This is a genomic window from Stygiolobus caldivivus, from assembly GCF_019704315.1.
In the GTDB taxonomy this organism is placed as follows: Archaea; Thermoproteota; Thermoprotei_A; order Sulfolobales; family Sulfolobaceae; genus Stygiolobus; species Stygiolobus caldivivus.
The window spans coordinates 2,739,573-2,761,207 of the sequence record NZ_AP024597.1; the positions used below are offsets into that span (position 1 = coordinate 2,739,573).

At 39.1% G+C, this 21,635-nt stretch carries 15 protein-coding genes and 1 pseudogene; 12 read left to right on the plus strand and 4 right to left on the minus strand.

What is annotated here, in order from left to right:
- Positions 1 to 530 precede the first annotated feature (530 nt).
- The 8 genes and pseudogenes from cbsA to KN1_RS14855 form a co-directional block, all read left to right on the plus strand.
- Positions 531 to 1,904, plus strand: a complete 1,374-nt coding sequence (gene cbsA, locus KN1_RS13730; RefSeq protein WP_221288259.1) for a cytochrome b558/566 subunit A — start codon at positions 531 to 533, stop codon at positions 1,902 to 1,904.
- On the plus strand, positions 1,901 to 2,827 hold the full coding sequence (locus KN1_RS13735) for a hypothetical protein (RefSeq protein ID WP_221288261.1): 927 nt from the start codon (positions 1,901 to 1,903) through the stop codon (positions 2,825 to 2,827). The genes cbsA and KN1_RS13735 overlap by 4 nt, the downstream gene beginning before the upstream one ends.
- A gap of 7 nt (positions 2,828 to 2,834) precedes the next feature.
- Positions 2,835 to 3,800, plus strand: a complete 966-nt coding sequence (locus KN1_RS13740; protein WP_221290807.1) for a Rieske 2Fe-2S domain-containing protein — start codon at positions 2,835 to 2,837, stop codon at positions 3,798 to 3,800.
- A gap of 8 nt (positions 3,801 to 3,808) precedes the next feature.
- Positions 3,809 to 5,437 carry a proton pump complex cytochrome B SoxC gene (soxC, locus tag KN1_RS13745; protein ID WP_221288263.1) on the plus strand — a complete coding sequence of 543 codons (1,629 nt, stop codon included), beginning with the start codon at positions 3,809 to 3,811 and terminating at the stop codon, positions 5,435 to 5,437.
- A gap of 4 nt (positions 5,438 to 5,441) precedes the next feature.
- Positions 5,442 to 5,732: an antibiotic biosynthesis monooxygenase family protein gene (locus tag KN1_RS13750; protein WP_221288265.1), complete on the plus strand. Its 291-nt coding sequence runs from the start codon at positions 5,442 to 5,444 to the stop codon at positions 5,730 to 5,732.
- Between the two features lie 1,373 nt (positions 5,733 to 7,105).
- Entirely contained in the window at positions 7,106 to 7,657 is a 552-nt protein-coding gene (locus KN1_RS13755; RefSeq protein ID WP_221288266.1) for a hypothetical protein, read from the plus strand.
- An 830-nt stretch (positions 7,658 to 8,487) separates the two neighbouring features.
- Positions 8,488 to 12,324, plus strand: a complete 3,837-nt coding sequence (locus KN1_RS13760; protein ID WP_221288268.1) for a protease pro-enzyme activation domain-containing protein — start codon at positions 8,488 to 8,490, stop codon at positions 12,322 to 12,324.
- 262 nt (positions 12,325 to 12,586) lie between these two features.
- Positions 12,587 to 12,774: pseudogene (locus KN1_RS14855) on the plus strand (hypothetical protein); the annotation flags it as partial.
- Between the two features lie 177 nt (positions 12,775 to 12,951).
- On the opposite strand, the gene KN1_RS13765 reads toward KN1_RS14855, so the two are convergent.
- Positions 12,952 to 13,419 carry a PaREP1 family protein gene (locus tag KN1_RS13765; protein ID WP_221288270.1) on the minus strand — a complete coding sequence of 156 codons (468 nt, stop codon included), beginning with the start codon at positions 13,417 to 13,419 and terminating at the stop codon, positions 12,952 to 12,954.
- A gap of 645 nt (positions 13,420 to 14,064) precedes the next feature.
- Here KN1_RS13765 and KN1_RS13770 point away from each other — a divergent pair.
- A complete protein-coding gene (locus tag KN1_RS13770) occupies positions 14,065 to 14,748 on the plus strand; it encodes a metallophosphoesterase family protein (RefSeq protein ID WP_221288272.1) in 684 nt (227 codons plus the stop codon).
- Between the two features lie 378 nt (positions 14,749 to 15,126).
- On the opposite strand, the gene KN1_RS13775 is transcribed toward KN1_RS13770, so the two are convergent.
- Positions 15,127 to 15,378: a winged helix-turn-helix domain-containing protein gene (locus KN1_RS13775; RefSeq protein ID WP_221288274.1), complete on the minus strand. Its 252-nt coding sequence runs from the start codon at positions 15,376 to 15,378 to the stop codon at positions 15,127 to 15,129.
- 1,117 nt (positions 15,379 to 16,495) lie between these two features.
- Here KN1_RS13775 and KN1_RS13780 point away from each other — a divergent pair.
- Positions 16,496 to 16,690, plus strand: a complete 195-nt coding sequence (locus KN1_RS13780) for a PIN domain-containing protein (protein ID WP_221288276.1) — start codon at positions 16,496 to 16,498, stop codon at positions 16,688 to 16,690.
- 187 nt (positions 16,691 to 16,877) lie between these two features.
- Positions 16,878 to 17,993: an MFS transporter gene (locus KN1_RS13785; RefSeq protein WP_221288278.1), complete on the plus strand. Its 1,116-nt coding sequence runs from the start codon at positions 16,878 to 16,880 to the stop codon at positions 17,991 to 17,993.
- 60 nt (positions 17,994 to 18,053) lie between these two features.
- On the opposite strand, the gene KN1_RS13790 is transcribed toward KN1_RS13785, so the two are convergent.
- Complete coding sequence (locus KN1_RS13790) at positions 18,054 to 19,076, minus strand: SLAC1 family transporter (RefSeq protein WP_221288279.1); 1,023 nt, start codon at positions 19,074 to 19,076, stop codon at positions 18,054 to 18,056.
- A gap of 388 nt (positions 19,077 to 19,464) precedes the next feature.
- On the opposite strand from KN1_RS13790, the gene KN1_RS13795 reads away from it, so the two are divergent.
- Positions 19,465 to 19,989, plus strand: a complete 525-nt coding sequence (locus tag KN1_RS13795) for a YkgJ family cysteine cluster protein (protein ID WP_225905712.1) — start codon at positions 19,465 to 19,467, stop codon at positions 19,987 to 19,989.
- 623 nt (positions 19,990 to 20,612) lie between these two features.
- Here KN1_RS13795 and KN1_RS13800 read toward each other — a convergent pair.
- Positions 20,613 to 21,356 (minus strand): hypothetical protein, encoded by a 744-nt coding sequence (locus KN1_RS13800; RefSeq protein WP_221288283.1) that lies wholly within the window; start codon positions 21,354 to 21,356, stop codon positions 20,613 to 20,615.
- Between the last annotated feature and the right edge of the window lie 279 nt (positions 21,357 to 21,635).

Consider the following 21,635-nt stretch of genomic DNA (forward strand, 5'->3'; position numbering starts at 1 on the left):
TCTACACTCAGTCAAAGTCTAAAAGTCGAGATAACTCAAAACTATCGAGTGTATTAACGAGAGGATCTTTGCCCTTTAATACCTGACAAAGTGTAAATTACACTTTGGTCGATGTACGAAGAGTAATGCATAATACAGAGCGGATACGCTACATATGGGACGACGACTAACCATTAAACACCTAACTGAGTTTAAAATCGTTTTAGTAGTCGAGCGTTTTACGGTTCGGAACTTTACGTAGATGGCTAAGTATATAATGAGTTACGACTCTGCTGTAAATTGTGATATTCTTAACTGAATTAGTATAACACGCAATACAATATACGTAGAACCATTCTGGGTAGTCTAAATCATAATGTCATCGCCATACGGTTTTATACGTCTCTTTATGTTAATATTACTTAATACTATATTAATAGTTAAAATCTCATTATGATAAGACAAATAAAAATCCGCAAAAGATACGTGTATCACCTTGGTCATAAGTCCAACGTTTAAAGTTTTTCAGCTCATTTTCTTATGTTGTAGGTATGAGGAGAAAGTTTTTAGTGTATTTAATTCCAGTGCTAATACTTTTAGCCTCCTTACTATTATCGTTATTTAATGTAACTACACCTATAGCCCAAACTTCGTCTCAAATAACCGTATATAGAATATCAGGGACAGCAGACCTCTCCGACCCCGGTAATGCCAGTTATTGGGCTAAAGTCCCTTGTGAAAATATTTCATTATCAGCTAATATCCCTAATGCTCCAACTTCCGGGTTGACTCATTATATCCTAGTAAAAGCTGCGTGGAACGGTACTTGGATATTCGTACTAGTGAGGTGGTATGCTCCAGACCCAGCGTTTGGTGCATGGTCTGCAGCGGCTGCTGGAATTTGCCCATCAGCCTCTGGCCCCGGATTATTTAGGATTGATGAGCTTATGCCGGGGACAACTTATACGATTGAAAAGAATTATACTGATTATATTTCAATAGTAAACGGGAAAACCTATCACGGGAGACTCGTATTAAACTACAGTGGGATCTTGTTACCAACGTATAATAACTCTCAAATTACCGTACTGCCCAACGGTACCATACTTTTCTGGCACTCGCTAAGGCCTATGGAGAAATTGCTTTACGGTGACAGTATGTTTTATGGCTACTACACTAATTCAACATGGTATTATCCAGATAGAGTAGCTATGATGTGGTATATGGGATCTGGAGTACCTTCCATGGACGGAATGCATATAGGCGGCAAGTACCCAGGCCAAATGTTTGACGGTTTTAACTTTACTTATGCCGGTGGAGCATTAAAACAGCCCGGCGGTGCGGCTAACATCTGGATGTGGGTTTCCGGTGCTACATGGAATAATTCCACTTATGACCCGGCGTTTAAGGCAGACCTATGGCAAAACGAAACCGACACCGGCCTAACATATGTTGACCCCGGAAACCATGGTTTTGCAGTTCCCTTGTACACTAATAATACCGATATGTATGAAGTCGATACCGCAGGAATATGGTATGCACCAGTGTCGAGCAACGAAAAGGCACTTAACGGCTCGTTATTTTTCATATGGACTGGGGCTAAATACCAGGGCGGATATTGGACTGTAGAGTTTGCGAGGCCGTTAACTGTTCCCACTGGATATGCCAATTGGATGCCGAATATAACTGTAGGGAAGACTTATTATGTTGCATTTGCCGTCTGGCAAGGTAGGCTCGGAGAGACTTTGTTTGATAAGTCAATAACACCCAGTTTCTTACAACTCACATTGGTTAACGCTCCGCCTACAATCACATCAAGTGCTATCCCCAGTCTACTCTCATCACCTTCAGCAATTGTGACTATAGCAGGTACTCTGATTTCTGTAATAATATTGGTGGTAATATACATGGTGTACAGAAAATGATTGAAGGTAAGACCACCCTAAATTCAGGTGTGTATTTCTACCTTTTTTTAATCGGGGTTATATTTCTTTCAATTTATCAGTTTATTACACCCATCTCTTACTTACCCATTACAATACCCTTTGAAAACTTGATGTTTAAATTAGGGCTTCTCGGGATTTACATTTCAACCATATCCCTTGGCATATTAATGCTCTCTTTCAAGGAAAAGGTAGCTAAGGTTATCGGTCTTATTTTAACCCTCTCCCTCTTTCTGTCATTAATCCCTCAATATAACATCTCTTATTGGTGGGAATTTGTTGAGGTATTTACATTTATTAGTGGGTCGGCACTTTGTATTGAGGCTTTGCTGAAGAGTAAAAGATGGGTACTTCTCCCTATCCTAACTATAGTAGAGTTTGGTGAAATTGAGGGTATCGTAGAAAATTTCTTTCACACTTATATTGACACTAGTTTTCTAGCCCTCTTAGCTATCTTGATAATTTTTGGTGCTACGCTACTATTTTATAGGTGGAAGCCTAGAAGGTTGTTAGGTTCTTTTTTAGTAGGACTACCCGGTATACTTTTGTATTTACCTTTATACTTCATAGTGATAAAGAACCGCTTCATGGAGACAATATTCGCCATGGTTTTCCCGGCGGTATACGGTATAAGTTTAAATAATCCGTTTAATGTACCCTTAATGATCCTGCTTTATGCCGTAGCCTTGTTCCTATCCTTAGCGTTAGGTTATCATATTGACGTATATACGGGGCTGGGCTTTTACATGATAATATCTACCGTATTTTTAGGTCTAACAGGTTTTCATCTTTTCCTATATATGGTATTCCCGTTAATCGGTTTCTATTTCATGAATGTCAAGGGGAAAATCAGTCCAACGGTTAAAGATTATATCACATCCATGAGAAACAGTATAAGGAGGTGAGGTTTTTATTCCACTAAAGTTTAGGTTAGGTAAAGACGTTAAAGGAGGACTTTCGTATCAGGATTACATTTACCTAAAGAGAATAGTACAAGCTTTTAGACTTCATCGATTTGACCAGAGGGAGTTTGCGAGAAAAGGTGAAGATTATTTATTTAATTTCGTAAATAAAAATGTAGGTCCGGTAGACGAAAAAAGGAGAAAATTCCTTCAGGGGATACTAGTAGGTGTTTCCGCAGCTCTAGTAGCCGGGATTATTCCCGGGCTGAGGGTTTTAGTCCCTCCTGTTGAGGCTATATCAGGGTTTCCTAAGACGCTAATTGTAGACTCGTCAGGGAACCCGATTAAGGCGTCTACATTACCCGTTAATAGCCCTATAATTATGTTATTCTCATACCCCCTCAAAGACGAAATTAACTTCCTCCTTAATCTTGGTGATAAGGACGGTAAACCCGTAGAAATACCTGCTACAACCGTAATCGTGCCCCAAACCGGAGATAAATACCAATTCCCTGGAGGTGTGGGACCTAACAAGTCTATCGTGGCATATAGTGCTATTTGCCAGCATTTGGGGTGCGAGCCCCCGTATATACACTTTTATCCACCTAAATATGTAAATACAGCGCAGATCAGTGCTCCGGAGCCTGATGCATTAACAGCTGAGGCTGTGTTAGCTGCACAAAAAGAGAATTTACCCGGTATAATTCATTGTGATTGCCACGGTTCTACATACGACCCTTATCACGGTGCAGCCGTGTTAACTGGTCCTACAGTTAGACCATTACCCGCAGTAATCTTGGAGTGGGATAGTTCAACAGACTATTTGTATGCTACCGGTTATGTAGGTGTAGGTGTATATCCTACAGGTAGTAACGGAGTGCCTTCCAAAGACCCTTCATCAGACCTAGAGGAGTCTCAGTTCGGGGTATCTGTAGGTAATAAGAGCAGTATAAGTGAATCGAACCCGTTTTCGTAGGTGGGAATATGTTTGAACGCGTAAAAAACTGGTTTAAGGAAAGAATAAATATGGACGACCTCCCTTTTTTCAGGACACCTGACTATATGTATCATGTAGGGGACTGGCTCGGCGCATTAGTAGCTGGAGCTTTCTTTTACACTGTTATTTCAGGACTTATCTTATTACTGTACTACAACCCGGAGGCAGGGTATGAGGCTACCCAAACTATAATTAATAAAGTGCCATACGGCTCTGTGGTCCTCTACAGTCACCTCTACGGGGCCTATGCGATGATTATATTAGCCTATATACATATGTTCAGGAACTACTTTGTGGGGGCATATAAGAAGCCCAGAGAATTAGTATGGATCTTAGGGGTGTTAATGCTGGCGATTACACTAGGTACGTCGTTTTTAGGATACAGCCTGATAGGTGACGTGTTGGCTACTAGTGCTGTTGACGTAGGAGCAGGTATACTCTCGAGTATGGGGCTCGGGTTTTTAGTCCCAATTTTCTTCGGAAACTATTCTGCAGGAGACTATGCTAGGGTATTAGGGCTTCACATAATATTTGTCGCTTTAATAGGGTTACTCTTCATCGTCCATTTCTTCTTAGCCGATGTACAATACGGTATGATGCCTTCAAGAAAGGTCAAGGATAAAGTACCTGCGGTTTATCCTAAGGCGCAGTGGACTAAGTTCAACCCGTGGTGGCCTAGGAATTTTATCTACATGATGTCATTAGTCTTTCTAACATGGGGGTTTATACTAATAGTACCTAACTTACTAGTATACCTCAACGGATTACCTCAAATAGCCAACCCGTTCTTAAATCCAAAGCCAGCACCTCCTCCTAATAGTCCGGCTGCAGCTTCAGTTACGACCTATCCACCATGGTTCTTCTTATTCCTATATAAAATAGCGGATTTCCCAGCTACGCTCACTGAAAACATAGTCATAGGTGTGTTCATCCCGCTAATTTACCTCTTGATAGTACCATTTATAGATAGAACCGACGAGCTACACCCCCTAAAGAGAAAGCTGTTTACATGGATCGGTGTAGTGATGATAGTATTCCTAATCCAGACCAGCTTATGGGGTGACTTGGCCCCTGGTGTGCCCGTGACGTGGAGCCAGGTATTTGAGGCATATCTACCTCCAGCGATAATAAGCGCGGTAGGGATATGGTTAATACCACCGCCATCAAAGGCTAACTATAAAGCATTGGTAAACCCGTTAACAATGTTAGGCTTCGTAACTATCACGATAATGTTTGTAGGTTCGGTGTTTGAAATAATGGTTTCGCCTAGCTTATCCAGTGTAGTGTTAGTAGGGCTGTTCGCTTCAGCGTTCGTCACTTTAGGTAAGCTCTTATCTCCTTATATAACAAGGACTGAGAGCGGTTCAGTAGAGAAAGCATCAATATCAGGGAATGAGTCCAAGTTAATAATTAAAAAGAATATAGCGGAAATATTGATGATAGTCTTAATGATAATTGCAATTGTAATAGCTGCCAATATGTGGACGATTCCGACTACAGGATATTTCTCTAACTTGTTCGGAGTAGACCTCGGAATACTGTTTGTAATAATAGGTGAAGAGTTTTCTTTGTACCATTACATTGTATATAAGAAACCGGTTGAACCTGAGGAGTGAGAGGATGATTAACGTAGGTTTTTACTATAAGGTCAAAAAAGGGCATGAAGAAGAGTTTGAAAACGCATTCAAACATGTAGTGGAGTACTTAAAGTCTTTTGAAGGTTTCAGAGGTGCTAGACTTTATAAGAGCGTAGAGGATCCCTCCGAATACCTTATATATAGTGAATGGGACAGTATAGACGCATTTAGAAAATTCGTAGAAAGTCAAGGTTATAAAGATACTGTAACTTATGGTAGGACTATAATAGAAGATAGACCTCGACACAAGATCTTTCAAGAAGTTAACGGATAATTTTTTAATTACAAAAGATTGAAAGCCTCACCCTTTAAGACGTGAGGAAGCCAGATTAGTTAATATGGATTTCCAAGAAGCTTATCAAAAACAGAGGGCTTTTAAGACCGTCGTTGCACGGATCCATTGCAATTTCTATTTATCTTATTATAATTTAGATTATAACTATTAAGCATATACTAAGCAATATTAATAGATTGTAAGTGCAAAAGCGTAAGATGAAGGGCCAATAGCTTAGTTTATCCAGAATGATCTTATGTCTACTGTATTATTCATACATAGAATTATACTAATTCGTAAAAGAATACTTCGATATGAAATGGAGACACGAGTAGCTCATGTTTCTACTGTTTTCTCGTCTCTTTATTATGTCCTCATGCCCTTTCTATACTTAAGGTAGGTCTTTGAGGGTCGGGCTTTAGGCTTCTCAGGTCGTATTTTATCCCGTTTTGGAGTATGTAGTTACGGGTTTCGGGTCGGGAGGTCGTAGTTTAGGCCGAAGTCCCTCAGGCCTTTTCCCTGACCTATACAAGTTTTTCTTTACACTTCGGTTTGGTAGACCCTCCCCCAGTTTTGCCCTGAGGTTTCTCCCTTTCTCGACAATTTGTAGACAGTGTATACGGGGACGTTTTTCTTTTACCACGTCTTTTATGCTTATGCCCCTTACGTCTTTTACTTCGTTTATTCTTGTTTTTTTGTCTAACTTTATGCCGTGCATTCCGGGCTTTGGCGTAGTTGTTTTTGGTCCTCAACGATAGACCTTGCCCTTTAAGGTCTGCCGAGGTAAAGATAAGCCTTGAAAAACCTTCATACAAATACCCACTTGTAAATATAAATTGTTTAGTCTTGTCACCTTGTCATTTATTGGAAAATATGGTTATAAAAAAAGTTTACCTTGAGTTAATAATTAAATATGTAGTTTCATTATTTCTTTTGGCTACCAGACTGGCCTGATTGACCCTGTTGCTGGCCTTTCTTCTCTTTCTTAGCCATATAGGTCTAATTTATTTCTCGATAGACAAGTTATTAAGCTAATCTACCGTCAAACTTGATAAATGTTTAGATAAATCATCAAGGTAGGGTCAAAAATATTATCATAAAATCTCTACTATAAGATAAATGCTAATGTTTAATGAATTACACTCATATTTGAAAATCATTTAGTAATGTCCTAAACTCTGAGGCAAGTGTTACCGTATCCTACCTTGAATATCCCTTGTTCTCTTATCTGAGAATCAATTTTTATAAAATCTATATTAGTTTTTTCAACTAATAGTATATTTTATTCTTCTTTATCACTTTTATCTATTGTTATTTGTGTTAAAAAAGTTTTAATGCAATAATTTAAACTTTCTCAACATATATCCTATCATATGTATGAATGTTGTAATACTACATTTGAAACATTAAAAGAGTTCAAGGCACACATTAAGAGTAGGAGGACTCATAGCTTAACTAAATCTAATATAATCCAAGTAGGATTACCTAAAGAATTAGTAAATTCAATGTTGTACAATAAAGATTTCTTTATGAGAATGTTAAACTTATCTAGAATAAATGACAACGACAAGTTTCTATTACCACTATCGAGCGACAGGAACGTAATAGGGAGTACTCTTAAGAGGTCTTTAGCAGTTGAGGTCGAAGGACCTAAGTCAGAAAACGGTCTTCCTACTTATGTCATATATGCAGGGAACCTGATCTATAAGATAAATTTTAAAGTTGATAAGATAGGGGAAAGGAGTTCTAGGATATCGTTAATTACGTCTTTTGAGGCAGATATAGGCAACTTAGGCAGGTTAATGCCCAGTGTTGTGTTAAAGAAACTGAGCATATTACCGTCTCCGAATAAAATCTTGGAGGAATTTGAAAAAGAAATTAGAGCGATAGATCTGTATTCAAGGGACAAAGAAATTGCAAAATAACAGAATATTGTACTCTGTCAGTTAATAAAGAGTACAGTAATTTGACATAAAATGTAGTGCTGGGTGTAAAACTGAGGTCTTGCTCTATAGTACTTGACTAAATACAAGGTCTGCAGTATAAGTTAGTTAAAGTTATTCAAAGACATAGGTAAAACTTTACTATCTTTCGTATCCTTCTTGTCACTAGGTGTAACTCTGCAATAGTATATTTACGTATTCTCATATTAATGTGGCTGTATTATACTCAGTCAGGGACTAAAGAGTAGCCGCATTCTCTTGTTTAGTAATTTTTAGCACCACGCTAACGGTAGTGTTGCTCTTTATTAACTGACCGGGTATAGCTCTTATCTTACGTATACTTTATCAGGTATTAAAGGGCAAAGGTTTCCTCATTAATACGCTCGATAGTTTTAACTTACCTTGCCCTCTAGACGTTAACTAAGTATATAGCCTTATTTTTAATAATCATCATAGTATGAATGTCGCTATTAAATTCTCTAATTTCCTTCGGTCTGGGAAGAAGTAGAACCCTCTTATGTATACCTTTCATAGTATGTTATTGACATCTGAGGTTTCTACGTGGCTTTATTCAAAACGTTAAGGTACGTGAAGAAACATTTAGATGTCACCTTAGACTATTGAAATTTATAAAATGATAATTATTCATTTTCTAAGTAGAAATTCATTAATTCCACATATTTATAACGTATTTAATTTTATGCTACTATCATATAATAATCTATGTAAATAACGTAGAAAAAAGTGGATGGAGTTGAGGTTTGTATCATGCATAAATATATATCTACTATACATTACAATTTTCTAAGACTATGAAAAGGTATTCAATCTTTCTAATACTAGTTATTTTAATATCTTCTATACAGCTCCTAACAGCAATAAGTTCTACTAATTCAATGAGTATAATAACTAATTCAATACCTCCTAAAGGGTTCAGAATAATTGGCACATTACCCCAAAATTACCAGCTAACTTTTACTATCTTTATTCCGCTAAAGAATGTAAACTTGCTCTATTACTATGCTTATGAGACCTCTAACCCATCATCACCCCTATACCACCACTTTTTATCTAAGTCTCAAGTTGAAAGGTTGTTTTACCCTACAGCTCAATTTAAAGAAGTTTTATCCTTTTTGAGAGAACACGGTTTCAACGTAGAGTTCACTTCTGCTGATTCTGTAATAGTAGCTTCAGGAACTGTAGGTATGATAGAAAAATACTTAGGCGTCACGATTAAGATAGTGAGCAACGGAACAGTAAGATACTACTACTCTCTTGGGAGACCAACAATAGATGCTTATATCGTGGCTACTAACGTATCTAATCTATTCTTCGACCACCCCTCAACCTTAGTTACTCAGAAGACGGTTCAAAAACTAATAGGACACTTACAACAGCCTAATTATACTGCGCCCATAGAAGCCTATTGGCCTAATGTCCTCCAAAAGGTCTATAATGAAACCCCGCTATTCGCTAAGGGATATATGGGACAAAATTACACGATCGGGATACTCGACTTTTACGGAGACCCGTATATCTACCAGCAACTGGTAGACTTTGATAAGGTGACCGGGCTTCCTAACCCTCCTAACTTTACGGTAGTCCCTATAGGTCCTTATAATCCTGGCTTGGGAATAGAGACTGGTTGGGCTGGAGAGATAAGCCTCGATGTAGAGGTCTCGCATACTGTAGCACCAAGAGCTGGTATTGTCCTCTACATAGCTAACCCCAATTGTCTGTTACCTACGATAATTTCATATATAGTATCTCAAGATAGGGTAGACGTATTATCCCAAAGTTTTTCTATACCAGAGAGCTCAATTTCTACGTTTTCAGGTCAGTTATTTTACACTTGTATAGTATTAAGCGATGAATATTATGCAATGGGATCTGCTGAGGGTATTTCGTTCTTCGCGTCTAGCGGTGATGCTGGAGGCTCTGGGTATAGTAATGGTCCCATAGGGACTGTTGGTTACCCTGCAGTATCTCCTTTCGTGACGAGTGCAGGAGGTACTACGACTTATGTCCAGTTCCCTAACGGCTCATATTACCAGACAGCATGGTCCAACTACGGGTTCGTACCTAATGGTGTAAATTACGGTGGGTCGAGTGGAGGAATAAGCATAATAGAACCCAAACCTTGGTACCAATGGGGTTTACCTACACCTGCTTCATATCCCAACGGTAGAGAAGTCCCAGATATTTCTGCCAACGCAGACGTATACCCCGGCATATACATCATTTGCCCGTTTAACATAACAGAAATTATTGGTGGGACTAGCGAAGCGTCACCTCTCCTAGCCGGGATGACTGTGACATTAGATAGTTATCTGCATAAAAAACTCGGTATGTTAAACCCGGTCATATACGAGTTAGCGTCAAACTCGTCAATATACTCAAAAGTCTTCTATCCCATTACTTTTGGTTACAACATACCTTGGACTGCTAATTACGGATATAACCTTGTAACGGGTTGGGGGTCTATAAACTTAGGAAACTTAGCCCATTATATAAGAGAAATAGAAACGATTCCATCATTATCCATAGAAGTTAACGTATTAAATAGCAGTGGAGGTGTTAGTGAGGAATTTATGCCCGGGCAGACAATGATCGTCACTGCAAATATAACATATAATAACGTCACAGTCAGTCAAGGTAAGTTTAGTGCAGTCCTAGAAGACGTGCTGGGAAACATAACTGAAGTTAAATTGTCATATGACAATATAACAAAACTCTGGGTCGGAAAGGTTAAGCTCCCTGCAGATGCTAACGGGATAATTTATGTGACGGTCTATGGTAATTACAGTGGGATAGGGGGAGAAGGGTTTACTGAAACTTTTTCAGGTTACTATATGACCTTTGAACTACCCATATCACTTGAGTTCTTCGACTCGCAAGTATCTCCTTATGTAGTGGCTAATGTCACTAACGTTTACGGTCAAATGGCGCCTAACACTACAGTGATAAGCGTTAGCTTATATTCGTATAACATCACAGACAATAAGTATACTTTCGTAGGAAACCTGAGCTTAGAGTACAGCCCAGAGGTAGGTGCATGGCTAGGTGAACTACCCAACATTACACCTATAGGGGATGATTTATTAATAGGTGACAACGCGTACGGTTACGTGGCTTTCTCTAACGGTATATATTTACAATCGCTTTTCGTTTTACCTCAAATTATTGCCGAGCCCGGGGGTGTAGCTGGAGGACAGTACATACTAATCGAAGGTTTACCTACGTTCCAGTCAACGAATCTGTTAGTACAAACAGATGTAACCTACGGCTCTAATGTGACCGCTGAGCTACTATCGCCTTCCGGTACCGTGGTGAGTAAGTCCGTTATTAGCTTAACCCCTAGCGGGATTTTACAAGGTTACCTCTATGTGCCTAAAAATGTCACTCAAGGTCTTTATACAATATTACTCTTCGCGTCATACGACTCATACACTCTGGATGAAAACTTGTCGGGTTACTTCTACGGGCAAGTGTATATTGTACCTAAACCGTCTGTACCTATAATCTCAACTTCTAATTACGCTATTCAGGGGCAAGTGCTATATGTATACGCAAACATAACTTATCCAAACGGGACCGAAGTAACTCAAGGTATGTATTCGGCTACGGTATTCCCTTCTACTCTAAAGTCAGAATACCCGAATATAAGTACAGTGTTAGAGATACCCCTATGGTATAATCCAAGTCTAGGTCTATGGGAGGGGAACACCACATTACCTTCCTCGAGTTCCTTAGGTAATTATACATATTTGTCATCTACCACGTATTTCGCAACACCTTTCGACGTGTTGGTGACGGGAGTTTCCTATGACGGTGTGCCTACTTCTAACGGTCTATCTAATGCTCATACGTTTTACATACTACCTTATACTTTGGTCACAAGTTCGAGAATTGATGCAGGACAGACGTATAATGCTTATCTGAAAAACGATACGATAGTGGGCAACGTCACCCTATTAAATGACATCATAGTTGACGATACTATTAACGGGAACGTAATAATAACTAGTTCTAATGTCAGTAACGTACTGATCTTAGACTCTCATGTGACTATTTTAGGCTCAGAGGTAGAAGGGTTGAAAGCAATAAACTCCACCATAACTTTTGTACAGAGCCACGCTAATAACCTTTACTTAACAAATTCTAAGGTGTCTACGATCGGCTCAACGATAAATAATATTACGCCGGCATTACCGAGTATTCAAATACAAGTTCCATCAGAAAACTTGACGGGAGTTGTCCCAATAAAAGTGACTATTACTGGACGTGATATCTCTCAAAACTCTATATATATTAACAATATCTTACTCACTAATTTCTCGGGTAATACCTATACATATCAACTAGACACATATAAATATCCTGACGGGACTTATAAGTTTACTGTGGTAAGCTATCAGTCAGACGGGTTAATGAATGAAACGTCGATAAGTATCCAAATCCAGAACCAGTTAGTAGAGGTCAGCCATAATTTAAATAACTTAAACCAGACCGTTAGCTCTATAAGTAGTTCAGTTACGTCAAATAGTGATGCACTGAAGACGGAGCAGGAGTATATCATAGTGTCGTTAGTGCTCGCTATCATTGCTGTGATAATAGGATTAGCCGCCTTTCTCACAAGGAGAAAGTAAATAGATTAAGATAGAAGCATTTTTCTTATTTATTTTTCTTCGCTATAATACTGTTTATAGTTGGGATATATAGACGAATTAATTTCTTCTTTCACGACAGAGTTAAAAATTAGCGGATTTTTATGGTTTGGATTTTTTACGCCTCCTTTGTGAATCCACTTTATTTTAATATTTTGAAATCAAAAATTGATCCTGCACTCGGTAAATATTAATTAGAGAGCGCGCAGGAGGTAATACCATAGGACGACTTGAATCCACTTTAATCTACTTTGTGGAGTCGTTTCCGCTCGTTCCACAAATACTTCCGCAAGACGGCTAAAAAACAAACCGGTCGAAGAAATCGAAAGAGAAGTCCTTGAAGAAGCAGAGAAAATAAGCCCCAAGTACGCTAGGGGAAAAGAGATAAAAAGGAACGGGTACTCAGACTACCGCTTCTTCAAAGGCAGGAGAAAAATCTACAAAACCTACCTATGTTACGGTTGAGTAAAATACAATGTAACTAGTTAAATTAGTAAAAATTATTAAACGCAAGGATTTTACGTAAAATGATCAAGACGTACAATCTTATCACTTAGCTTATGAAGGTTATAATCAACGACACTGGACAGAGGAATAAGTAAGACATTGTTAACGTAATATCTTCTCTGCTTCATTTAACATTTTCTCTATATCTTGAAACCTGGCTCTAACGCTCTGGACGTCAAATTTTCCCTCATGAAAACCCCATACGTGAAGGACATATGCAGAGTCCCATCCGTTCCTTACCCAATTACCCAATTTCAGGGATAGCTTTACCACTGCAGTACCTAAAGTATATGTGTGCCATCTATCTTCTTTCACTGCTTGTTCATATTCTGGTAAACCGAACTTTTCAGCTAAAGCCTTTACAATTTCTTCCGCGACCTTGTAAGCTTTTTCAGAAGACTGCACCGTATCTCCCTTTTCTAGGTACTCTTTAGCCTCGGAGAGAAACTTTTTAGCAAGCTCTAACCTAACCTTTATCCCCTCTTGGGGGTCTAGCTTTGATAATGTAAAAATAATGAGGTTCTCAACGTTTATTCCTTTTTCCTCAGCTTTCCTTATTAACTCTTCCATAGTATCTTATTCCATACCCATTCTTAAAAGAATAAAACCTTCAATTTTCCAACCCGTTACGTTTTTTCACATCGTGTATCATTTGTAGGAAAAACCCTGACACTCGGGTATTACTTTAAATACCTATACCCTTTTAATGTTATACATTTGCGGGATACATAGTCCTGATTATAGAGTAAGTAATACCTTATGTTAAAATAGTAAAAAATGTTAGACAAGGATTTTGGATAAAATGCTAAACAGTATCCCCCGTTATTAAGTCAAAAATTCGATGTGCTTAGAGTGCCTAATACATACTTCATGAGGTCTTAGGAGGTAGGCTTCTTTTCACTCAAAGCCTTTATCGGTTTGTGAACTATTATCGTGTAAGCCATAAGCAAAGACGAGGTTAAGAGGTGGGTTAGCCAAGTTCTTGTGACTAATAATTCTCTTTATAGTGTTACTAAAGAAGTACCTGAGAAGGTTAAGGTACTTAAGAGAGTGCTTCAAACTGGATAGCGTAACTTAGATAAGCTTCTAACGACTTTTTGCTGAAATATAGCCGGTTTAAGGTATTCTTAGAGTTTAGTTAGAAAAGCCGAGTTAATTCTTTTTAAAAATGTACTATCGCTAAGTTAATTACTTGGGCTCTCAAAATGTCAGATCATGAAGTTCCTGTTGGTGAGTGATGTCCATAAGTCCTATAAGTTCTTTAAGGGGCATGACGAGTCAGTCGCGGTGGAGTGGCTGTTAGAGGTCATAGATAAGGTGAGACCGGATGTCCTAATCTCTGCAGGGGATTGGGACGATGGGATGACGGCGGAGGACTTTGTGAAAATAAGCTCTAAGGTAAAGCTACTGACGATCTACGGGAACCACGAGAACTTCGGGATAATCAGGGCGTATGCTATGCCTGACGGTAAAGTCTTCGAGATAGGGGACCTGAAAATAGCTGGAATAAACGGGCTTTTGGGGGAGGAGAGTAGGAAAGGTGTCCCAATGACCTCCCCTATCCAGTTTATGAACGTAATTAACAGGTTAAAGAATACTGTGGATAGGCTCGACATATTTCTAGCCCACCAGCCACCTTACATACCTGAGGTCTACCCTAAAATGAAGTTTGATGAGTATAGTCAGATGATGTTTGACGCTGTGGAAGATTTAAAGCCCAGGCTCTTCCTTAACGGCCATATGACGGCGGGGTGCTACTCATACTACGAGTTCCCCTCAGGGACAAAGTACTTAAGGGTTGACAGCTCGCAGAGTTATCGATGCTATGCGTTACTGGAGGGGGATAAAGAGGTCACGGTCTATGAAGACGGAGAAGAAGTAAGGCGTTTCACTATATGACCATTAGTAGAACCCTCGTACTCAGCTGTGGCTATTCTCGTAAAGTACTCATAACCGTACCTTTGTGAAACTATTGATAGCAGCAGAAGGTGTTCATTGTTAACCGCCATTTGAGTTAAGTCATAAGCTCGAGGGAATGACCAATAGGATAATTATGAAAACTCATACGGTAACATAGCAAAGACTATAAGAGGCAGAGTATGTGTGTTACTGCATTCCGATTTCCTTTGGCTAAAACCTTTGAGGGGCATCTTATAGTCTTCTTTAATGGTGCTGTAGTCAGAAGGTGAGGTAAAAGACCTGGGGGCCAAAGCGGAGCCTGCCTTATATGACTAAGTGTCTTAAAGCTAGATAGGGCTTCTGAGCTGGTCATTATATTCACAAACCTTTTTCCTTAATTTCCTTGAGCAATTCCTTACCTACATTAGTCAAGTTGTACTTATTCTTTTTCTTCGATAATATGCCCTCAGCCACTAGGTCGTTGAGCTGGAATTTCAGCGAATCAGTGGAGATATTTAAGGAGTCCTTAATGTCCTTGAAGGTAAGCGATATTTCAGCCCCGCCCTCATTGAACAATTTTAATATTTTTACTTTTATTGGTGAGTTAAGCAATTTTTCTTTATTGTCCATGAGTTTTACATGTCTGACCCAAAATTTAAAAAATTGTTTTTAATAGACTGAGATTGAACGGGGTATAGACTTTTCATAGTGATGATTAACCTGATATTGATACTTAGCCTTTGACCCACTTCCTCGGGCTCTAAACGCAAAAGGTTGGCGTGGACTTGGAATTCGGTTATTAACTAGAAATCTTGCTAATAGGGAGTTAACTTAACCTTCATACCATATCAGGCTTTGAAAGGCAAGGCCTCACCCTTAATATACACATGCGGCTATAGGGTGTCCTGTTGTCCTTCAAATACCTACATAGAATAAAACCGTAACTAAGCGTAACACCCCTCAGTATAGTCCGTAACGCTATATTACAGTCGGTTAAGTGCCTGAATGGACTGTAATGGGTTGGTCATTATCTTCCAATATTAGGTTATTTGACTTTAGGCCACCCGTAATACAGAACGAGAGTGCCCTCTTATTTTTAGTAATTTGCTATCGTCTCAGTGGCTAACATAAGGTCAAAACAGATCTGAATACCAGTTACCGATCTTACACAAAAAGACGGCGGTCAGGGGGACCTTTATGTGTCCTAAACCTGGTTTGTCCTATTAAATTGGTGCAAATCGGAGGACCTTATTGGGAACACTTATTATGCATCGGTAACAATACTATCTTATGATAGGGCAGATATCTGTGAGAAAGATAGACGAGAAAGGGGAGGGTATTAATTTCTGACTACAAAAAGAAAGAGATATACCTCATAGACCTGGGGTCAGGGTACTTTATCACTGACAAGAAGGAAGTAGCGGAAAAGGTTGCTGAGAAAGCGTCTAGGGCGTTCGAAGAGGAGTTCCTAAAAATGGTAGAAGAGGTTAGTGTTGCACCTGGTGAAATAGAACAAATAGTTGATAGAGCAGTCAACAGGAAAGGACTATGGGCTCCCCAAGGTACCTAATAGATACAGACGTATTATTCTCTAAAAAATACCTGAAGTATAAAGGGGAAAGACTCGTCACTGTTACGTCTATCTGTGAATTTTTAACAGTCATTAGGGAGAAATACCTAGAGTTATACCGTAGCGGTCATACGGATAGGGCTAAGGGCTATTTGAGGTTCTTAAGCTTGGTGTTAGGTGAGGTTAAAGAATCTGTTATTGAAGTTAACGGCAAACGACTTTATCCACGCTGGGGACATAGTATTCAGGAGAGACTTAGACGTAAGAGACGCGGTAAACGTAGCTGTAGCAGAGAGGCTCAATTTAGTGATAGTGAGTGAAGACAAAGACTATGACAGGGTTAAGGATATTGTTAAGGTAATCCGTCCCTGATCCTTTGTCCTGCAGAAGCTCTTGCAAGTTAGTAGCAGGTACTGTGTCCCGCTTTTTCCTGATCGGTAGACCGTACGATCGTTTCAATTTGTATATACTTTCTTGTATGATTTTCATCAAGATCGCCAGGTCTCCTTGACATAGCTAGATAAATTATAAATTTTAGCACCCTAACACTCTATACCTCATGAGAAAGTTCCTAATAGTCTTTATCACCTCCACTTCGTTCTTCCTGAGCTACTTCTCAAGGATTGCGTGGAGTATAGTGTCAGTATACTCTTCGCTGAGACCTACGCAAGTAGAAGACAGTGTAATATTCTCACTCTTCTTTGTAGGCTATGTAGTAGTGCAAATCCCTGCGGGTATAGTGAGTAACAAGTTCCCTAGAGTCGTCGGCTTGATCTCCTTACTAGGGCTAGCCATTTCGTCCTTCATTTCTGGTATATCTACCAGTATCTTAGAGGAGTACTTAGCGAGCCTCCTCATGGGTCTAAGTGCCGGGTGGATATACCCCACTACTATTAAGATCCTGTCGTCGTCATTCAGCCGTAGCGAACTACCCGTAGCAATAGGTTACTACAGTTTAGCATGGCCCTTATCAATAGTCCTATCCGGCTTGGTCTTACCCTTCATCAGCATAGACGTGAATTGGAGGTGGGCTTATTACCTTATAGCTATTATCTCCTTACTAATTGCCCTCTCATACCTCCCTCTAAATGTTAAGGTTGAAGAGAATAGAAACGGAGGAGTATTTACGCTCGTGAAGAATAGGGATGTAGTTACGGTCAGTTTGTCTGGTTTTCTCTTCTTTTTGTCCTATTGGATAATAACTCTATACGCGTATAAGTACTTCCTTAACATAGGTCTAGGCCCATATATAGCAGGTTTTGCATATTCGCTCTTAGCTTTAGCGGGTATCCCGTCTACAGTAATAGCTGGTTACATAATAAAGAATATAGGGGTGAGGAATACGCTGTCCTTATTTGAAGGCATCTACGGTTCGTTAACAATAGCCTTAGCGTACTTCATAACGTCCGTGCAGGTCATGTTAATAGCGACTATCATGGGTTTCGTGAGGTTTATTATAACACCGGCTAACTCAAGTGCTGTATCACTAATTGACAGTAAAAACGCCGGAAGTGTATCAGGTTTTGCTAACTTTTTCTGGCAGAGTAGCGGTATAGTAGCACCTATCATAGCCTCGCTGGTGATTTTCACGCTGGGTTTCCATCTACTGTGGGTGATCTGCGGTCTAATTATATTAGCCTCTGCTGTCTCGTACTTCATATTACTGAGGATATAGTAGAGGCGGGTTGAAAGGTTAAATTTTATCTGTAGCTTTATTAGTCTTTCACTAGCTTAATTATCGTCTATTTTCTTTTTCCCCATCCTTAATCGTTAAAAATGTTATTCTCATGGAATAAACATAGAATAAGATTATAACTATAGAGAGTAGTAACTCTAAGTATTTAAAAAAGCCTATAGTAGTCTCTTCATACAGAAGGAAATCGGAGAACGAGGAAATAGCTAAAGGAAAAACGTACGCCCATACAGCTAAGTTAGGTTTCAAGTTCCTCCTAGATATTGCTATAATTAGCCCTACAGTTAAGTTCCAAAGTTCAAACCCAAACAGAATAATGCCGAGTGTAATTGATACTTTCTCAGGAAAATACAAGAAGTCTAAATAATTATAAGACGGGAAAGTCAGTATGTTTATTGCTAAGACGCTAGAAGCACCTACCGGGATCATGACCACAGAGGGATACCCTTTAAATATTAGGTGAGAAAGGAGTGCTACAGACCCTAGAAACATGAACTGGAAAAAAGTTATCCCAACACTCACTAGCATTATGAAATATACTACCTTTGTGTAGAAGGGTGATATATAGGGGAGAGAAGGCGGTAGGAGCGGGGCACTGAGTATGACATTAGCCGAGAGAGCTATGGAAGGTACAAGGACGGAGTAGTTTAGGTCTTCCTGCCTTAAGGGCTGTGTAAATAATTTATAACCCGTGAATATATTTACCGTTAAGACTTCAGCATATCCTACGAAATAAAGGATCAAGAGTGCGTAAGCTATCCTCGTGTTAACGCCTATGTAGACTATAAAGAAGAAACCCATAATAAACAAGATTACACCTATGAACGCAGAAAAGGCTACCCTCGTGAGGTTGTTCAAGTCCTGAGTTATAGCTTCTTTATCCACAACATAGCCCTTAATCCAAAGTCCCAGGACTGCTAGGAAGACGAAAAGTGCAATAAAGTATATAGTTTTACCTATTTCGAAAAGTATCACGTTATTAAATAGCACTGAGTTCATCCAAGAAATAAGGGATAGTGCAAAAGTACCTATAACTAAAGGAAACCACTCCGATCCTATACGCATGAGAAAAGCTATATCTTATTGCTAAAAGGTTTATTGTGAGAGCTAGTAAGGGAAAAAATTAATTAATATGGAATTTGTATGGCTGAAATTAAATTTCTTGGAACCGAACTAGTCTCTAAAACAGTTAGTTTAGGTGGTATTCATATTATAACTATTTGGAATATACGAATTAAGCTCAATTTTGAGTTATCCTTGCATGTGGTTTAGAGTATTTAGGACTGAAATTATTGCAATAATAATAGGTATATTTATTATTAGATGAATAAAAATTTACCTCTATGTTCCTCTATAAGTTAGTAGTATATATTCCAACCGTTAGTATCACAATATGCATATGCAAGCTATACACCTCCTTACCAAACGGGCTTTAAAAGGTGATTTAGACGCATTGAGAAAAACCATACAATTTCTAGAGAGTTATGACGTACCAGTAGCAAAGTTCGCCATTTACTCCCTTATTTATCAATATGCGATGAACAATATCATAAACCTTAAAGAAGAATGTGAAAAATGCGGAGGTAAGTGTTGCAAGTCAGGTTTACCAGTACCCGTCTATGATTTTGACTACGAAGAAATGACCAAACATATTAGGTTAAAGTTGGAAAAGAAAAACTCCATTTATTTGATACCTAGACCGTGTAAGTACCAAAAAGGTTGGACGTGTAGTATTAACTCTTTTAAGCCCTATGCTTGCCTGAGTTACCCCTTTGCTACCGAGGATGAACAAATAGAAGTAATAAAGAACTATAACGGGAAAGGAGTCCCAGACTTTAACGTTCCTGATTTTTGTACAGCTGGGAAGAAAGTTAAAGCTTTAATGGATTCCTTAATCAAAAACTTGAGGAAAGAAAAAGGGAGAGAACCAAAACCAGAGGAAGTGCTCATTGCATTACTAAATGATAAGAGACGTTAATTTTTATCTCTCTATCTACTTTCTATTTGTATCTCAAGCGGAAGCGATAAAGTCCTTTTTTGAATACGGTAGCCTTTTTCCATGTTGTCAGGAAAAGTACAGTATAGGTATTAAGTCGCTAATGATTTTATTATATAGTATCATCCTAATTTCCTTACTGCCCTAAAGGACGAGAGGCGTTCAGTAATAAACCTTTCTGTTGAACTTCAAACCAGCTAAGGTTGTCACGTGGATCCTTTCAATCCACGTGGGGACTAAGTGGGTCCTTTAATCACTTAGGTTCATGAGGCTTATTATACCAAACACTCCATACAACTTGTATAGGAGGTCAGTAAAACACTGCACTACCATCTTTCTTGCAATAAGTGTTTTACGTAACCTACTCCCCAGCTGGTTAGGAAAGGAGATATTATGTCTCCTCGGTTTTATTAAAACACTCTGTACGTAAAATTTTCACAAGCTACACCAGCATACCTGCAACCGTACCTGATAGATTTATGGGGGGTCTCTTAAAGTATCAGCTTTACCTTATCAAGGTTTTGCATTTAAAGCAGCGACACAGTCCCTTGCGTCCTGTTATACATTTTGTAGAGAGACGTTTTAAGCGGTAACAGTCTGACCTTTTACCTTTTATGTACCCATCTCCCGTAGTACGGCGGCGGATATGGTTGATAGTAAGGGGGCATGTTAATTTTTGGCCTAGGCTTCAGCTTTACTGCAGCCCATAAATAGCTTATGAAAAGTAGAGTTTCAAGACCTACCTCTATATACTGACCCGTTTGCGTTAATATCGTGTGGACTGTAAAGAACTGGACTAAAGAGCAAAAGATGAGCAACATACCGGGGCCTTTAGCCTCAGACATAAGCAACTGTATCCCTACGAGTAGGTTTAAAGTAAACACGTAAAGGAAATAATCTATCACGGCGAAGACCCCTAAACTACCTATAAATAACAACGTTAACACGTTTATACCAAAGGCGTGAGTTACCAGGGAAGAGATTAACAGTCCCGTCCCCGCTCCTCCTACTAAGGCTAGTATACCCCCTATGGAGCCTATTATTGATGCTACTGCCCCTAATGCCATCCCCCTCTTTATGAAACCGTGAGACAAAAAGAGCTGTCCTAAAACCGCTACCACAAACCCTATTGTCAGGGCGGAAAAAGTAAAAATATAGTATTGGAGGAAAGAAGTGAGTAGACCTTCTAGGTAAGACTTAATAGAGTCTACCAGGGCTGTAGGGCTGGAAAAGTTAAGGTTGGGGATAGAAACAGCGTTGTTAATGTAATAGATTGTGGTCACGGTAGATAATAATGCGGTAAGGAATGCCAAAGCAGTCAGTAATAAGCCTAACCTTAGAGTGTCCATAGTCTATAAGTTAAGTCAAGGAATATATAAAGTTTAATTATTCTAGATCTCCTTCACTTAAGCTAACCTTCGGTCTGATTACATACTCTGAGGAGCCATGGGGCTCGAGGGACCCCGCAGATATTATCTAAGCAAAAGAGTATAATCAACCTCTCACTGTTGCGAACCCAAGCCTGTTAGAGGCGAAGCATGTGGAGCCTACTTGGTTCATTGTTTTAGTTAAAACCTACTCTAAGTAGTTAAAGTCCCTAGGTGAAGCAAGACTTACACGATTCCCCT

Bases quoted from the DNA above. Each gene is read 5' to 3' on its own strand.
- KN1_RS13790 (WP_221288279.1), bottom strand. From the start codon at position 19,076: ATGCGTATAGGATCGGAGTGGTTTCCTTTAGTTATAGGTACTTTTGCA.
- KN1_RS13735 (WP_221288261.1), top strand. From the start codon at position 1,901: ATGATTGAAGGTAAGACCACCCTAAATTCAGGTGTGTATTTCTACCTT.
- KN1_RS13785 (WP_221288278.1), top strand. From the start codon at position 16,878: ATGAGAAAGTTCCTAATAGTCTTTATCACCTCCACTTCGTTCTTCCTG.
- soxC (WP_221288263.1), top strand. From the start codon at position 3,809: ATGTTTGAACGCGTAAAAAACTGGTTTAAGGAAAGAATAAATATGGAC.
- cbsA (WP_221288259.1), top strand. From the start codon at position 531: ATGAGGAGAAAGTTTTTAGTGTATTTAATTCCAGTGCTAATACTTTTA.
- KN1_RS13775 (WP_221288274.1), bottom strand. From the start codon at position 15,378: ATGGACAATAAAGAAAAATTGCTTAACTCACCAATAAAAGTAAAAATA.
- KN1_RS13760 (WP_221288268.1), top strand. From the start codon at position 8,488: ATGAAAAGGTATTCAATCTTTCTAATACTAGTTATTTTAATATCTTCT.
- KN1_RS13755 (WP_221288266.1), top strand. From the start codon at position 7,106: ATGTATGAATGTTGTAATACTACATTTGAAACATTAAAAGAGTTCAAG.
- KN1_RS13800 (WP_221288283.1), bottom strand. From the start codon at position 21,356: ATGGACACTCTAAGGTTAGGCTTATTACTGACTGCTTTGGCATTCCTT.
- KN1_RS13770 (WP_221288272.1), top strand. From the start codon at position 14,065: ATGAAGTTCCTGTTGGTGAGTGATGTCCATAAGTCCTATAAGTTCTTT.
- KN1_RS13750 (WP_221288265.1), top strand. From the start codon at position 5,442: ATGATTAACGTAGGTTTTTACTATAAGGTCAAAAAAGGGCATGAAGAA.
- KN1_RS13765 (WP_221288270.1), bottom strand. From the start codon at position 13,419: ATGGAAGAGTTAATAAGGAAAGCTGAGGAAAAAGGAATAAACGTTGAG.